18 protein-coding genes are annotated in these 14083 nt (G+C 69.2%); 6 read left to right on the plus strand and 12 right to left on the minus strand.

From position 1 onward, the window contains the following. The first annotated feature begins 45 nt into the window (after positions 1-45). The 6 genes from ACZ4IF_RS35895 to ACZ4IF_RS35920 all read left to right on the plus strand — a co-directional run bounded on the left by ACZ4IF_RS35895 (position 46) and on the right by ACZ4IF_RS35920 (position 4547). A complete protein-coding gene (locus ACZ4IF_RS35895; protein ID WP_467570708.1) occupies positions 46-696 on the plus strand; it encodes a hypothetical protein in 651 nt (216 codons plus the stop codon). Beyond that, entirely contained in the window at positions 693-1760 is a 1068-nt protein-coding gene (locus tag ACZ4IF_RS35900) for a hypothetical protein (protein ID WP_467570711.1), read from the plus strand. The genes ACZ4IF_RS35895 and ACZ4IF_RS35900 overlap by 4 nt, the downstream gene beginning before the upstream one ends. Before the next feature lie 146 nt (positions 1761-1906). After that, positions 1907-2302 carry a hypothetical protein gene (locus tag ACZ4IF_RS35905; protein ID WP_467570713.1) on the plus strand — a complete coding sequence of 132 codons (396 nt, stop codon included), beginning with the start codon at positions 1907-1909 and terminating at the stop codon, positions 2300-2302. Between the two features lie 243 nt (positions 2303-2545). After that, positions 2546-3349: a toxin-antitoxin system YwqK family antitoxin gene (locus tag ACZ4IF_RS35910; RefSeq protein WP_467570716.1), complete on the plus strand. Its 804-nt coding sequence runs from the start codon at positions 2546-2548 to the stop codon at positions 3347-3349. Positions 3350-3605: 256 nt separating this feature from the next. After that, entirely contained in the window at positions 3606-4187 is a 582-nt protein-coding gene (locus tag ACZ4IF_RS35915; protein ID WP_467570944.1) for a hypothetical protein, read from the plus strand. A 21-nt stretch (positions 4188-4208) separates the two neighbouring features. Continuing rightward, positions 4209-4547 carry a hypothetical protein gene (locus ACZ4IF_RS35920; RefSeq protein WP_028805782.1) on the plus strand — a complete coding sequence of 113 codons (339 nt, stop codon included), beginning with the start codon at positions 4209-4211 and terminating at the stop codon, positions 4545-4547. A gap of 36 nt (positions 4548-4583) precedes the next feature. Here ACZ4IF_RS35920 and ACZ4IF_RS35925 read toward each other — a convergent pair whose 3' ends face one another. The 12 genes from ACZ4IF_RS35925 to ACZ4IF_RS35980 form a co-directional block, all read right to left on the minus strand. Continuing rightward, positions 4584-5309 carry a hypothetical protein gene (locus ACZ4IF_RS35925; protein ID WP_467570719.1) on the minus strand — a complete coding sequence of 242 codons (726 nt, stop codon included), beginning with the start codon at positions 5307-5309 and terminating at the stop codon, positions 4584-4586. Positions 5310-5351: 42 nt separating this feature from the next. Beyond that, a complete protein-coding gene (locus ACZ4IF_RS35930) occupies positions 5352-5903 on the minus strand; it encodes a TadE/TadG family type IV pilus assembly protein (RefSeq protein ID WP_467570722.1) in 552 nt (183 codons plus the stop codon). An 8-nt stretch (positions 5904-5911) separates the two neighbouring features. Then, the gene (locus tag ACZ4IF_RS35935) at positions 5912-6430 is read right to left on the minus strand and encodes a TadE/TadG family type IV pilus assembly protein (RefSeq protein WP_467570724.1); all 519 of its coding nucleotides are present in this window, start codon (positions 6428-6430) and stop codon (positions 5912-5914) included. Continuing rightward, on the minus strand, positions 6430-6810 hold the full coding sequence (locus ACZ4IF_RS35940; protein WP_257004899.1) for a TadE family protein: 381 nt from the start codon (positions 6808-6810) through the stop codon (positions 6430-6432). The genes ACZ4IF_RS35935 and ACZ4IF_RS35940 overlap by 1 nt, the downstream gene beginning before the upstream one ends. Positions 6811-6917: 107 nt before the next feature. Beyond that, positions 6918-7169: a hypothetical protein gene (locus ACZ4IF_RS35945; RefSeq protein ID WP_028805786.1), complete on the minus strand. Its 252-nt coding sequence runs from the start codon at positions 7167-7169 to the stop codon at positions 6918-6920. A gap of 47 nt (positions 7170-7216) precedes the next feature. After that, positions 7217-8140: a type II secretion system F family protein gene (locus ACZ4IF_RS35950; RefSeq protein WP_467570727.1), complete on the minus strand. Its 924-nt coding sequence runs from the start codon at positions 8138-8140 to the stop codon at positions 7217-7219. Continuing rightward, entirely contained in the window at positions 8137-9102 is a 966-nt protein-coding gene (locus tag ACZ4IF_RS35955) for a type II secretion system F family protein (RefSeq protein ID WP_467570730.1), read from the minus strand. Before ACZ4IF_RS35955 ends, ACZ4IF_RS35950 begins: the two co-directional genes overlap by 4 nt. Before the next feature lie 7 nt (positions 9103-9109). After that, a complete protein-coding gene (locus ACZ4IF_RS35960; protein ID WP_467570733.1) occupies positions 9110-10423 on the minus strand; it encodes a CpaF family protein in 1314 nt (437 codons plus the stop codon). Beyond that, on the minus strand, positions 10420-11289 hold the full coding sequence (locus tag ACZ4IF_RS35965) for a hypothetical protein (protein ID WP_467570736.1): 870 nt from the start codon (positions 11287-11289) through the stop codon (positions 10420-10422). The genes ACZ4IF_RS35960 and ACZ4IF_RS35965 overlap by 4 nt, the downstream gene beginning before the upstream one ends. Positions 11290-11309: 20 nt before the next feature. Continuing rightward, positions 11310-12038, minus strand: a complete 729-nt coding sequence (locus ACZ4IF_RS35970; protein WP_467570739.1) for a hypothetical protein — start codon at positions 12036-12038, stop codon at positions 11310-11312. A gap of 553 nt (positions 12039-12591) precedes the next feature. Then, positions 12592-13188, minus strand: coding sequence for a hypothetical protein (locus ACZ4IF_RS35975; RefSeq protein WP_467570742.1), 597 nt, complete (start codon positions 13186-13188; stop codon positions 12592-12594). A 1-nt stretch (position 13189) separates the two neighbouring features. Beyond that, positions 13190-13783 carry a hypothetical protein gene (locus ACZ4IF_RS35980; protein WP_467570745.1) on the minus strand — a complete coding sequence of 198 codons (594 nt, stop codon included), beginning with the start codon at positions 13781-13783 and terminating at the stop codon, positions 13190-13192. Positions 13784-14083: the final 300 nt, after the last annotated feature.

Genomic DNA, 14083 nt, shown 5'->3' on the forward strand with positions numbered 1-14083 from the left:
TTCGTTCTCTGCTGCACACATGCCGAACACTGGGGGAGAAAGCCCGTGTCCCGTCGCGCCCTGACCACAGCCGCCGCCGCGCTCACCGCGACCACGGCCCTCCTCCTCACCGCCTGCGGCGGAGGCGACGACAAGTCCTCGGACGACATCAAGGGCGCGGACACGGGCTCGACGTCACCGTCGGCTTCGGCGACGGGGGGTTCGGACGCGAAGCGGCCGCAGGTCACCCTTCCTGGCAACTTCCAGCTCACCTTCCAGGACTGGACCAGCAGTGACCCCGTCGAGCAGGCGGTCCTCAACGACACCAGAGAACAGCTCCGGGCCGGCTACGCGGCGATCACCGCGAACAAGCCCGACGGCGGCGACGCCCTGGCCTTCTACGACACCGACTCCGGCCTCTCGCAGGACCAGCGGTGGATCAAGACCTACACGGACAAGAACCTGACCGTCTTCGGCAAACTGCCCGCGTTCGACGCGAAGGTCACCGTCCTCGGCAGCAACAAGACGCGAGCAGCCGTCACTTACTGCACCGACGAGTCGAAGGCCTACACAAGGGACCGCAAGACGAGCAAGGTCGAGGGGAACCCGGCCGGTACGGACCCCGAGGTCTTCTACACCGTCACGCTTCGCAAGAACGCTGAGAACGTCTGGCAGAACGTGTCCACCCAGTCCAAGAGGGGCGGTTGCGCGTCATGAAGTCCCGGCACCTGATGCCCGCACTGACAGCCGCGTCGCTCGCCTCCGCTCTCCTCTGGGCCCCGCAGGCAAGTGCCGTGGGCGGCGGTGGCACCAATGACACGGGCGGCAATGCCGACGGCAAGAGAAACGTGTCCGCCTACGCGTCGGCCACTCATTCCCAGATCAAGGTCCGCCAGGTCAAGGGGCCGACCAGCGGGAAGCGGGGAAACGTCGCGCCGGCGAACACGAACTGGAAACCGCCGGCGTGCTGGTACGAGCCTGTCTTCACCCCCGCCGGTCTGAAGGAGTTCGTCGACACGTCGGACGGCAACGGCGATGTCGGCATCCACGAATCCTGGTTCGGCAAGGACCTGTGGACCAAGCACTACGACGAAGGCAACCCTGAGACCAACTTCGACGACGAGAACAGCACCGCCGAAGGCTACAAGAACTACAACATCGGCAAGGGTGGCTACTTCTGGCGCAGCGTGGCTCCCGACGACAGCGATCCGGAGTCCTGGGACTGCGGTCGGATCATGTTCTGGGAGCCCGACCGGCAGGTTCCGAAGATCCCGCACGCACCGACCCCGGAGACGTTGGCGGGATACGCGTACAACCAGGTCAAGGTCCCCGAGACCAAGATCGAGCTGAAGCCCGAGGGCAAGTCCACGGTCAATCTGCCCACGTGGATCTGGCTCGACAAGGGCACCTTCCAGGACGTCACCGTCCGCGCCGAGCTCCCGAACACCAACCTGTGGGCGGAGACCACGGCCAAGCCGGTCGCGCTGCACCTGGAGCCCGGCACGGAGGACGCCGACACGTTCCCGGCCTCCGGCGAGTGCAAGATCGACGACGACGGCTCGATCGGCACCCCGTACAAGAAGGGCGACTCCGACAGGACGCCGCCGTGCGGCATCGAGTACCTGCGCGCCACGAGCGGCGCCCCGTACCAGCTGAAGGCCTCCATCACCTGGCAGATCTCCTGGGAAGGCACCGGCGGCGCCAAGGGCGACCTCCCGGACGGCACCTTCGAGACGACCCAGGACATGAATGTCCAGGAAATCCAGTCGATCAACCGCTAGGTCCGGACGGGACCTCGGCATCCGTACGGCCGGCCGACGAGCGCGCACAGCCCATAGGGCGCCATCCAGTTGGACCTCACCGACGCGACGGTGAGGACGACAACGGAGGCACCGTGCGGGGCGGACGGCGCAACCCAGGAGCTCAGATGATCCGCCCCGTTGGCTTCTTCTCCGAACTCGCACCCGGGTGGGGGCTCCCGCTTGACGGACTCCTGCGTGATGCCGTGAACCCGACAGGAGAGCCGGACGAGGCGAAGATCGTCTCCTACCTCAGAAACGGGGCGGGGATCTGGAGCGAGATGAGCGCGGGCCCCGACGTCCTGGACCCCGCAGCCCCCGGGCTGTCCGGTATCGGATCGCTGTACACGGACGGAACCTGGCTGTGGCGTGAGGATCTCCCCTACTACCTCGCCACGTATCACGTGTCCCTGCCCGCGGAGTTCGTCGCACACGTCAGGGTCGCCCACCATCAGGTGCCAGAGGTGTCGGAGAGTCGACTGACGGAAATCCTGGAACGGGACCTCGGAATCGACATGACGTAGACCAGGGCCGGCGATAGACGCGCGGGCAACTGCCGCATCCCCTCGACACAGGGCACCGGATCGACGTCACCACCGGACCTGGCGCCGTAAGGAACTGGCTCCCGCAGAAGGCCCAGGAGAAAGCGGACCAGGCCCTCCGCGACGGCCGCACAGCACACGCCGAACTCTCCACCGCGAAAACCGCGTTGAGCGGCGCCAACGACTGGGTGTGTACCGCCACGGCCAAGGCTGCCCAAGAGCCGCATGACACCCGGAAGCGACAGGCTCATATCGAAAATTGACGGACAGCCAGTATCCGAGTATCTGAAGCATGTCACCGAACTGCGAAGCCAGTCTTACAAGGACCTCATTTCCGAAGGAACAGACGCGTTCAGGAAGAAGGACCTCGGTGATTGCCTGGCCGTGGGCGTGGATCGCAGAACCGGGCGGGTCTACGAAGGAATCAACGGCCGCAAGGGAAATGAAATAGACCCCACCGACATCCACGCCACCATTCGGGACAGCGTCGACAACGTGACGAACAATGAATGGCCCCCACCCCGACCGAAGTGGGGATCTCACTTTCGAATACCCTCACCCGGACTGCGCCAACTGCCGCAATGTCCTTGGAGGCGTCGACAGCGTCGCTGGAAGATTCACCGGTTGGCCACCGGGCGATGGATTTCTTGTACCTGGAGTTACTTACTGATGCGTATCAATGTAGACGATCCAGACCTCGACATGGGGCTTGACCAGTCACTGCTCCACCAAGGTCACCTCTTTAGCGGTGAAACCATTGAGACCAGTCCACGCACGGGCCAAGTGATCGCCTTGACCACGTATGTGGACGGAATCGAGGACGGCCCAACCCAAGAATGGTATTCCGATGGCACTTATCGCGCGGAAGGTCAATGCTCACGGGGAATTCCGGTCGGCATTTGGCGTGACTGGCACCCGAACGGCCAGCTCGCCCTAGAGAAGGAATATGGTCGGCGCGGAATGCCCAAGTCAATCAAAAAATGGTCGGAGAGCGGCGACCTTATCGACGACCGGACGTTCGAGCTTTAACACGGAACGCTCCCGTTCAGGTAAAGCCGCTGCCTAAGGATCACGACATGACGTCAGTACCCCCTCCGCGGCCCATCGGCGAGGCGACAAGTGAGATCGAGTGCTCCATCGGCGCACTCCCGGGAGAGCTCGCCGTAAAGCTTGCCAGGTATATGGAGACCGCAGAACCGCTGCTCTTCTCGCCCGGCACTCTTCCCGACCCCTTTTCCGACACCGAGGGAATGCGGGTTCGTGTCGGTGTCATGACGGACGGGACCTGGGTCTGGAATCTGGCCTGGTCCGACTACGTCCAGTACCATCGCGTGGCCCCGCCCGCCGAGTTCATCCGGCACGCGGAGTCGCTCGGCTTCGTACCGCCCGAGATTTCGGAGGACGAAGCAATGCGGCTCGCCGAGGCTGCGGGACTCCCGATGCCGGACTGACTGCCGCCGCCACGCGTGCTTGTTCTTGGCGCCGAGCACGGACATGGTGCCGTCGCCGACAGCGGCACGCCCTCGAAGTTCTCCGCCAGGGCGTGGCCCTGTCCACGGATCCGCGGGCCATCGCCGAGAGCCTGCGGACCATCACGCCGCGCCGCGACGGCGACGTCCGGCGCACGGTCACCACCGTCGACATCCCCGAAGTCGGCACGGCTGCACGGACGTTCGGCGTCGAGGACGTTCCCGTCGCGCAGGGAGACACCCGTACCCTTCGTATGGTGCTGACCCAGACGTACATTCCCGTCCCGGGAACCGCCGGTCAGGTGGTGCTCGTCTCCGGGGCCAGCCCGGTGCTGGATCTGGCGGAGGCGTTCCACGACGTCTTCGACGCCGTGACCGGCACGTTCCGCTTCGTCTGACGAATCAAGGGGGACCCGCACATGGGCACGGGCAAGAGCGACCTCGCGCTCCCGCTCAGCGAGCTGGAGGACTACGGCGGGCGGCTGCGCGACATCAAGACCCGGCTGAACCACACCAAGAAGCTCTTCGAGTCCTACAAGGACGACCTCGGCGACCACACCGTCTACGACGCGCTCGACGACTTCGAGTCCGGCTGGGAGGACGGCCGTGAGGACATCTCCCAGGCCCTCGACGCCCTCGCCGACATGTCCGACGCCGTCGTCCGCGAGTTCAAGAAGCTCGACGACAAGCTGGCCAAGGACGTCTCCGACGGGGTGAAGACGGAGAAGAAGGGCGGCAAGGGCGACGGCGGGAAGTAGCGCAGGTCCTGGCGCACCGCACCGCGTCGGCCGGCGTCACGCCTCCCGCAGTACCGCCAGTGCGAACGCCAGGCGGCGATCCAGCCACGGGGCGTGCGGGTGGTACACCCGTACGCCGTCCAGGTGGCCGCAGGTGAGGACCAGGTCCTCCTCCTCGTCCCCCGTACGCCACGTCACCGGCTTCCACACGTGCGTACTGCGCTGGTCGCCGCCCTCGGCCCCCAGACCGGCGACGGAGTCGACGACGCCGGAGACGAGGGCGCCTGCTCCGCGGACCGCCTTCTCCCTGCCCCGCGCGGCGACGTCCTTCGCACTGCCTCTGGCCCAGTGGTAGCGGGCCACGATCTCCGGGTGTCCGGGCTGCCGCAGCCACCAGCCGTGCTGGACGGCCCGCTTGGCGGCGGAGGTGCGGTGCACGTGCCCCAGTTCCGCTCCGTCGGCGTCGGTCACGCGGTAGGCGGTGCCGCGGGGCACGGGCGTGAGGACGCACAGCGGTGCCCCGCCGGGCTCGACGGCCGCGTGCAGCTCGTACGACGGGGTCCTGTCGTCGGCCTCGCCGAGGCGCGTGACGACCGCCGCCGGGGCGAAGTACCGTACGCCGCCCCGCATCGTCGGTTCCCTTACGGCCCGCTCCCCCGTCAGCGCCTTGCGCCGGAAGGCCGCAGGGCGCAGCACGTCGCCGACGACGAAGCCTCCGACGCCGCCGGTCCCTTCCCAGGGCACGGGTTCGACGACCGGGTCGTCCTTCTTCCGCCCGAACACCGCCACGTACCTCCGCTCGTCCGCCGCTGCGGCGGTGCCGGCTCAGCCGACCTCGTTCTCCGCCACCGCGCTGCCGTGCACGACGACGTCGCCGCCGTAGAACATGCCGGTGAAGACCGGGGAGTAGGTGAGCTGGACCTCGACCTCGACCTGGTTCTCGTCCGCGGCCACACAGTGCGTGGCCGCGATGTCCGCGCCGGACATGCCCATCTCGCGGGCGAACGCCTTCACACGGGCCCCGCAGTTCTGGTAGCGGATGGGGGCGCCGCCCTTGCCCTGGTTCTGGTAGAGGGCTTCCTTGTCGACATCCTGGGCGGCGTAGCGGGCGGCCTGTTCGGCTATGTCCGCGGCCCGCTCCCGCTTGGAGATCGACATGCCGCCGTCGATGACGAAGGCCGACAGGGAGAGGAAGACGATCGCGAAGATGATGACCGCGCCGGCGCCGGAACCACGGTCGTCCAGGCGGGCCCGGCGCGCCCCGGCCCACTCCCGGGCGCGGGTACGCAGCCCCGAAGGGGCCTCGTGGTCGCCCGCCCCGCCCCGCCCCGCCCGGGCACCCGGCCCGGCCTGTCCCGCCGCTGCGCGCGGCCTCATGTGCCCCATCACGCCTTCCTCTTGAAGGGGTCGAGCGGCGAGGTGAACGAGCTGGTCAGTGTCGTCGGGACGTCCAGCCCGAGCATGGCGAGGCCCCGCACCTGGCAGCTGACCTCGACCGTGAAGAGCTCGGCGTCCGCGAATCCGGTGCTGGTCTTGGTGACGGTCACCGGGCCGGAGCACACGTCCGCGAGGTCGGCGTCGGCCGCCTTCTGCGCCTCGGACATCGCGGTCGCCTCCTCCCGCTGGAGGGATCCGGCGCGTGCCGCGTCCCGAGCGGCCCCGTCGAGCGCGCCCCGGCCGTCGACGAGCTGTCCGAAGGCCACCAGGACGAGGATGAAGAGGATCATCACGGGGGCGAGGATCACCACCTCCACGGTGGACAGTCCCCGGTCTCCCCGGTACGCCCGGTCCCGCCGGCCTCCCGGGTCACGCCGGTCCACGTGCTGCCCCCGGGGTCCCCGGCGCCGGTCGCCCTCGCGGCACGCCGTCACCCGGTCCCGTACGAAGGAGACGAGCGCCGTCATCAGTTCTCGCCCTCCTTCACGAATCTCTCCACCGGGCCCACCGACTGGGCGTGCACCGTGAGGTCCAGGCCCGGGAACACGGTGGGCACCTTGGCCGTGATCTCCACCCCGACCTTGTTCTGCTCGGGCTGGAGAAGCTTCACGTCCGGGGACAGGACCAGCTGCGGGCCGAGCTGGCGGATGTAGCTGTCGACGACGTCACGTGCCTCGCCCCGCCACGCTCCGGGCTGTTCGTCGGCCGTGGCGCGGGCCTTGCGGGCGCCCGCCTGGGCCGCCGCCTGGGCCACGTGATCGGCGAAGAAGTACAGCGCGAACTGCACCGTCGCGAAGATCATGAAGAAGAGCACCGGCGTGAGCAGCACGAACTCGATCGCGGTCATGCCGGAGTCGCCGCGGGCGGAGGCGGCCTCCACCCGGCGGCGTACCCAGCGACGTACCCCTGGACGTGCGCGCACCCGTGTCCCCGTGTGAGAAGTAGCGGAACGGCTCAGCAGGTCTTGCCGGCGTCCGCGCCCTTGATGCAGTCGCCCACCTTGTTGGCGCCGTCGCTGAGGGCGGCGTTGATGATGGCGGCGACCACGCCGACGATCGCGACGACGACGGCGGAGATGATGACCCACTCCACCGCGGACGCACCCCGGTCGAGTTCGCCGGAGCGGGCGCGCTGCACCCGGCCCTGGAGGAAGGTGATCAGGAAGTCCACCCCCGGGATCCCGGTGCTGAAGTTCCGTCCGTTCATGGTGAGTTGTCCTCTCGAAATGACGTGGATGAAGTTGTCGGTCGGCGTCAGACCTGGAAGACGCGCATGGCGGCGGGGAAGATCAGGAAGACCAGGAAGCCCGCGCACAGCAGCAGTTGGGCGACGAGCATCGACTGCGACTTCTCGCCCGCGCTGCCCTCGATCTCGGAGAGCTCGCGGTGCCGCATGGTCTCGGCGCGGGAGGCGAGCGACTCGCGGACCTTCGCGCCGTCGTCCGCGACCAGCGCCAGGGAGGCCGACAGGTCCTTCAGTTCCTCGACGCCGAGTTCCTCGCCCAGCGAGCCGAGGGCCTGCCACTGGCTGATGCCGGTGATGCGGGCGTCGGCGAGCGCGTTGCGGATGCGCTGGGTGGCCCACCCGTCGGAGACCTCGGCGGCGGCCATCAGGGCCTCGGGCAGGCCACGGCCGCCGGCCAGGCTCATCGACACGAGGTCCAGGTACGCGCCGATCACGCGCCGCAGGTCGCGCCGCTTGTCCGCCGCGTCTCGCCGCACCTCCACGTCGGGGAGGAAGAAGAAGACGAGGGCGAACAGCAGGGCCAGCCAGACCGGGATGATCGGGCTGCTGCCGAAGCCGAGCGTCCAGACGACGGCGAAGAGGAACGGTCCGAAGAACACGCCGGCCGCGGCCAGCAGCACCTTCGTCGCGAGGAACTTCTCCCAGCTCCGGTCCAGGACGGCCAGGTCGGCGCGCAGCGAGCGCTGCTCCCAGCCCTGCTGGAGGTAGAACTCGGCGACGCGGTTTCCGACCTGGGCCCGCAGGCTGCCGAGTTTCCCGGCGTCCTGCCCGGCGCGGTGCGCCGATTCGTAGGCGGCGCCCCGCGCCCGCATCGCGTCGATACGGGCGACCTGCGCGACCGCGCTGCGCTTCGACGGCATGAGGGCGCGTACGAGTGCGTAGGCGCCCAGGCCCAGGACGGCGCCGATCAGGATCGGCATGGTCAGGTTCATCGACGTACCGCCTCGTCGGTGGAAGCCGGCGTACGGGGGCGCACGAACTGCACCGACGACTCGTCGCGCACCAGGAACCTCTCGGGCGTCTCGATGGTGGAGAGCTTGCGCAACCACCAGAAGCCGAGCGCGAACAGGCCGCAGACACAGGCGAGGACGAGCTGCCCGACCGCCGTGCCGTACGGCTTGACGAAGTCGCGGTTGAAGATCGACAGGCCGAGGACGAAGGCGATCGACACCGCGACGACGATCTGCACCGAGCGGCGGGTCGAGGCGCGCTGGGCCATCACGCGCTGACGCATGTCGACCTCCTCGCGGGCCGACTTGGCGAGCGCGCCGAGGACTTGGCGCAGGCCGGGTCCGCGCAGCCGGGCGTTGAGGATCAGTGCGGCCACGATGATGTCCGCGGACGCGTCGTCGATCTCGTCGGCCAGCTGCTGCAGGGCCTCGGGCAGCGGCGTACGGGAACGCAGCCGGTCCACCAGGGAGTCCAGGTGGGGTCGCAGCACGGGGGCCGCGGCGCGCGCCGAGGCGGGGATGGCCTGTTCCAGGCCGACCGCTCCGGCGATGGTGTCGCGCAGCGACTCGGTCCAGGACGCCAGGGCCTCCACCCGGCGCATCGCGGCGCGCTCCTCGGAGGCGCCGCCGAAGAGCTTGTCCCAGAAGAAGACGAGGATTCCGGCGGCGATTCCGGCGACGGCCCAGCGGGTCAGCAGCAGGACGACGAGTCCCACGATGGCGGCGGTGGATCCGCGGCGGCCGGCGAACCGGACGAGCTCACCGGCCCGTTCGCTCGCCTTCTGCTTCTCGTGCTCGGGCTTGGCCGGCAGTCCGCGGAGCGCGACGGCGAACAGCGCGATGCCGCCGCCCACGGCGACACCGGAGGCGAGCGCGAACAGGACGGTGGTGGAGAACAGTCCGCCCATGGAGCCGAGCGCGGCGAGGGAAGTCGTGTCCGTCATGCGATGATCAGCCCCAATTCCCGCCGCCGGGCAGCCGGTAGCCGTGCTGGACCAGGTCGTCGAGGCAGGCGATGGGCGCGTGCGGGACGACCCGTCCGTCGGGGGCCTCGGCGAACACCTCGCTGGACAGCACCCGTCCGTCGACGCCGTTGACCTCGCGCACGGAGGTGACCATGCGCTGGAGCCGGCCGCCCGTCTGGTAGTTGTTGCGCCGCTGGATGAAGACGACGAAGTTCACCGCGCCCGCGACGAGCATCTGGCTGGCCTCGATGGGCAGTCGCTCGGTCGCCTGGAGCGCGTAGGTGGAGATGCGGTTGAAGACCTCGCTGGAGCTGTTCGCGTGGATCGTGGACAGCGAGCCGTCGTTGCCCTGCGACATGGCGTTCAGCATGGTCACGATCTCGTCGCCGAGGACCTCGCCGACGATGACCCGGGAGGGGTTCATACGCAGCGATCGGCGCACCAGTTCGGCCATGGTGATGGCGCCCTGGCCCTCGGAGTTGGGCAGCCGTTCCTCGAAGGCCACCACGTTCGGGTGCAGGTCGGTGAAGGTGTCGAGGCCGAGCTCCAGGGCCCGTTCGACGGTGATGAGGCGCTCGTGCGGCGGGATCTCGTTGGCGAGGGCGCGCAGCAGGGTCGTCTTTCCGGCGTTGGTGGCGCCGGCGATCATGATGTTCTTGCGGGCGCGGACGGCGCACGCGAGGAAGTGGGCGACCTCGGGCGTGATGGTGCCGTTCCCGACCAGGTCGGAGACGAAGACCTTGCCCATCCGCGCACGGCGGATGGACAGTGCGGGCCGACGCGTCACGTCCATGACGGCGGAGAGCCGCGACCCGTCCGGCAGGCGCAGGTCGAGCTGCGGGTTGGCGGAGTCGAAGGGCCGGGAGGAGAGGCCGGAGTAGGCGCCCAGCACCTGGATGAGCTCGATCAGTTCCTCGTCGTTCTCGGCGACCGGATCGCCCTTGACCTCGCGGCCGTCCGCGTAGCCGATGAAGACCTGGTCGTACCCGTTGATGTCGATGTTCTCGACTTCCGGGTTGTCGAGGAGCGGCTGGAGGCGGCCCACGCCGAACAGCGCGGCGTGCACGGCGGCCGCGTACTGCTCCTCGGTCTCGGCGTCGAGGGGGGTGCGTCCGAGGTTGATCTCGGTACGGGCGTAGTCCTCGAGTATCTGGGCTATGACCGCCCTTGCGTAGTGCCGTTCGTCCTCGTTGGACATCGGCGTGACGCCGCGGACCTGGTCCTCACGGCGCTGTTCGGCGATACGGTCACCGGCGTCCTGCCGGAACCGCTTGACCAGCTGGTGGTCGACGGCGGTCATCGCCCTGCTCCGGCGGCGGGCTGCCCGTGCGGCCCCTGCGCCCCGTGGGCCCCGGCGGCCGGTACGGACCAGGCGGCGCCGTACTGCTGGTACAGGTCCGCGGTGACCTTGCGGGCCGAGCGGATGAGCAGCGACTTGTCGAGCCGTCCGCGCTTGCGTCCCGCCAACTGGTCGGCGCCCGCGGGGTCGTGAGCGAGGGTGCCCACGACGCGCGCGCCGGTCTGCGCCGCCACCAGCATGTCGTTGACCTGGTGGACGAGCTTCGCGGAGTCGCCGGGGTCGGTGACGAGGACGACGCCGATGAGCGGCGTGGCGAGGGTCGCGGCGCCGCGGGGACCGCCGTGCAGCTTGGCGGCGAGGGCGGCGGCCCGGTCGCGTACGCGGGCGATGGCCTCCGGCTCCGTACGGGAGACCAGCAGGACCAGGGCGGCCTGCGAGAACATCTCGACGACGGGGGTCTCGCCGCTGATCCGGCCGCAGTCGGCGATGACGTCGGCGGGCGCGTGCGGGGAATCGGCGAGCTGTGCGAACGCCCGGCCGAGGGTGGGCCACAGTCCGGCGAGACCGGCGGCCTGTTCGGCGATGCCGAGCCCGACCAGCACCTCCAGGCCACCGCTCAACGGCTGTACGTGGTCCCAGAGTTGGTCGGGCACGAGACCGCGCCGGGCGGTCGCCGCGATGGACAGCATGCCGGTGTTGGGGTTGAGCGGACCGCCGTGGGCCGCCGCGCTGCGATAGACGAGGTCGCCGCCTGCGGGGTCCGTCTCGGCGAGCAGGACCCGGCGGGGCCAGACCGCGGCGAGGGCGACGGCGGCGGTCGTGACGCCTGGGGATCCCTTGTCGGCGGCGAGGGCGATGAGCGCCATGGCTTCTACTCCACTCGCCCTCAGTTGCCGGAGACCAGGACGAGGGAGACCGCGTTGGCGGCGGCGGCGCGGGTCAGTGCCGCCGCGTCACTCTCGTCGACGGTCACCGTGACCTGCTTGTTGGTGCTGCTGATGGTGCTGTCGCTGTCGTCCGGCACGCTGGTGACGCGGGCCGCGGAGACGATCGGTGTGCTGCTTCCGCCGCTCGACGACGACGAGCCGGACCGCTCCGAGGAGGACGACGAGGAGGAAGAGGAGCTGTCACCGACGAAGTAGGCGGCGACGATGTCGCCGGACTTCAGGTCGGCCGGGTACTGGCCCTCCTTGAGGGAGAGACCGACGACGGCCTTGCCGGCGGGGAGGCTGCTCCTGCTCGCGAACATGTCGCCGATGACGACGGTCCCGTTGTAGATGGTGGACTTCGCCTTGAGCGCCTTGAGGCCGGTCCGCTGCTTCCAGGGGACGTAGTGGATGGAGGGGTCGTCCGCGACCATCACCGAGGTGATGTGTTCGCCCACGGACTCGCCGGCCTGGATGTCGGCCGTCACCCGGACGACCTCGACACGATCGCCGGCCCGCAGCACCAGCATGGTGGCGCCGAGGGCGCCGACGAGGATGAGGAGGACCGCGAGAGCGGCGAGCGCGGGTTTGCGCTCGCGAGGCGCCGAGGGCAGACGCTCACCCATCGTCGGCTGCGCCGAGGTGGCGGAACGGTTGTTTCCCGCCCCCGTACGCTCTTGGATCTTCACGCAACCGCTCCCCGTACACCCAAGAAGATTTCTGCCAATTCACATGCCAATTGGGACACTTCGCCCCCGGTCCGCCCGAGTTGGACGTACCGCCCGACCTGGCCGGATAGCCAGCGCTGGAGCGAGTGTCAAGCCATGGCACCGTATCAGCCGCACATACGCCCCTCAAGGCGCATCAGGGACCGCTGACATCGGCGGACTCATCGTTGTTCACGCGCAACGGAGGGCGCCTGGTTCCCTGTTGGGGAAGGGAATCCGACCGGATGCTCCGGTGTGCGGGCGCGAATCGACGAAGGCCCCGGCCCCGGCGATTCGTCACGGACTGCGCACGAGGCCTGCACGAGGTGCTCACGGCCGGACCGCGCGGCAGTGGTCTTTCAGTCGCACGGGGGACGGGGTGGGGGGCGGCGTGGGCGGTGGGGTGCGCTGGTCCCGCCTCTGCGGTGCCGCGAGGGCGGGGCGGGCCGTCGCTCCGAGCCCGGGTCCTGGGGCGTCGCCAGGGCCGGGCTCGCCGTCGCTCCGATGCTCGGCCTTTCTGCGTGCCTGCGCCCCGTCACAGGCCCGCCTGATGCTCCGCGAACTCGGCGATCGCCTCGGGAGGGTTGGCCGCCTCGGTGGCTTCCGCCTCCCAGCCGGGTCGGTCCATGTCGAACACCACGACCGGCACCGGTCGCCCGAGGGCCCGTTCGAGGTGCCCGTCGGCCCCCAGGCGTCGCGCGGTGTCGATGCAGACGGCGTCGAAGTGCGCGACGAGTTCGTCGTCGCGGGCGTCCCGCTCGTCCTCGGAGAGCGTGCCGTCGTCCTCGTACCAGAGCCCCTCGGCCCGCGCCTCGGCCAGGTGCAGGGCGCTGCCGACCGGGTCCTCGGGCACGTGGCCGACCGTCTCGAAACCCTCCAGGAGCCAGTACGCGTACTCCCAGCGGGCCGTCCCCTCGTACGAGCACTCCTGCTCCAGGACCCGGCGGACCTCGCTCTCGGTGTTGTAGCCGATGGCCAGGTACGGGTAGCGGGGGTCCTGGCCCACACGCCAGATGCGGAACGAGACGACGTAGATCTCGGGCTTGAGCGCCTCGGGGAAGCCGTGCACGATACGCACGACCTCCTTCAGCACATGCTGCCGGAGGGCCACCGCCCCGGCTTCGTCGCTCATGTCAGAACCCCCACGGGTTGTGATGCGGAACCAGAGCCGGATCCTCCGACCACACCAGCCGCACCTCCAACTGGTCCCCCAGCAGCGCGGTCAGACGCTCGACCGCCCAGCCGTTCCAGCAGACAGCCGTCGGGAACCCCGTCGAGCGGAAGGCCGGCACATCCACCGGCACCGCCTCCGGCCGGAACACCGACCGCTGCACCCGGCCCAGCTGGTCCGGCGGCGACGACCTCTCCATGTCCAGGCAGTCCGCCACCCGCTCCACCAGGTACAACAGGTACTCGTCCGCCGCCGCCTTCTCGATCCGCACCGGCAACAGCCGGCCCGCCTTCTCCAGGTCGTCCCGGAGCAGATCCGCGATACGGCGGCTCAGGACGGGGGAACCGGGAGTTCCGGTCGGAAACTCGTTCTTCTTCCAGCGCGGGTCGCCTACCCACTCCGCAGTGAGTTCCGTGGGATACATCCCGGTCGAACCGCCCAACTGCCAGCGCATCAGCTCCACCCGCACGTCATCGAACTGGAGCATCTGGAACTCTCGCATGCTCGGAAGCAGGCGGTACACGGAGAGGGGCTCTTCGTACTCTTTGATCGGCATGTCACCTGCGTTTCGTCCGACTCGATCTTCCAGGCACTGGGCCGCGCCACCGGCGCCTCGGCTTCTTCATGTGAAGCACACCACCGGCGACAATGACGGGGTGGAACAGGATGGGCCGATCAGCAGTGAGCTCGCCGCCAGATGGTCGGAACTGGCCAGAGAGATGATGCGTGGCGAGACGGCAACAGCCGACGCAGCCTGCCCCAATTGCGGCGCGCACGCCGTCACGTGTCGCGAGATCGGGCGGCCGGAGAACCCCACGGGCTATGCGGAGGCACAGTGCGGGGAGTGCGGCCACGG

This window comes from Streptomyces sp. NPDC025784 (assembly GCF_055558435.1).

Bases quoted from the DNA above. Each gene is read 5' to 3' on its own strand.
- ACZ4IF_RS35975 (WP_467570742.1), bottom strand. From the start codon at position 13,188: ATGAGCGACGAAGCCGGGGCGGTGGCCCTCCGGCAGCATGTGCTGAAG.
- ACZ4IF_RS35940 (WP_257004899.1), bottom strand. From the start codon at position 6,810: ATGACCGCGATCGAGTTCGTGCTGCTCACGCCGGTGCTCTTCTTCATG.
- ACZ4IF_RS35935 (WP_467570724.1), bottom strand. From the start codon at position 6,430: ATGACGGCGCTCGTCTCCTTCGTACGGGACCGGGTGACGGCGTGCCGC.
- ACZ4IF_RS35930 (WP_467570722.1), bottom strand. From the start codon at position 5,903: ATGAGGCCGCGCGCAGCGGCGGGACAGGCCGGGCCGGGTGCCCGGGCG.
- ACZ4IF_RS35905 (WP_467570713.1), top strand. From the start codon at position 1,907: ATGATCCGCCCCGTTGGCTTCTTCTCCGAACTCGCACCCGGGTGGGGG.
- ACZ4IF_RS35900 (WP_467570711.1), top strand. From the start codon at position 693: ATGAAGTCCCGGCACCTGATGCCCGCACTGACAGCCGCGTCGCTCGCC.
- ACZ4IF_RS35950 (WP_467570727.1), bottom strand. From the start codon at position 8,140: ATGAACCTGACCATGCCGATCCTGATCGGCGCCGTCCTGGGCCTGGGC.
- ACZ4IF_RS35960 (WP_467570733.1), bottom strand. From the start codon at position 10,423: ATGACCGCCGTCGACCACCAGCTGGTCAAGCGGTTCCGGCAGGACGCC.
- ACZ4IF_RS35945 (WP_028805786.1), bottom strand. From the start codon at position 7,169: ATGAACGGACGGAACTTCAGCACCGGGATCCCGGGGGTGGACTTCCTG.
- ACZ4IF_RS35955 (WP_467570730.1), bottom strand. From the start codon at position 9,102: ATGACGGACACGACTTCCCTCGCCGCGCTCGGCTCCATGGGCGGACTG.
- ACZ4IF_RS35910 (WP_467570716.1), top strand. From the start codon at position 2,546: ATGACACCCGGAAGCGACAGGCTCATATCGAAAATTGACGGACAGCCA.
- ACZ4IF_RS35980 (WP_467570745.1), bottom strand. From the start codon at position 13,783: ATGCCGATCAAAGAGTACGAAGAGCCCCTCTCCGTGTACCGCCTGCTT.
- ACZ4IF_RS35920 (WP_028805782.1), top strand. From the start codon at position 4,209: ATGGGCACGGGCAAGAGCGACCTCGCGCTCCCGCTCAGCGAGCTGGAG.
- ACZ4IF_RS35965 (WP_467570736.1), bottom strand. From the start codon at position 11,289: ATGGCGCTCATCGCCCTCGCCGCCGACAAGGGATCCCCAGGCGTCACG.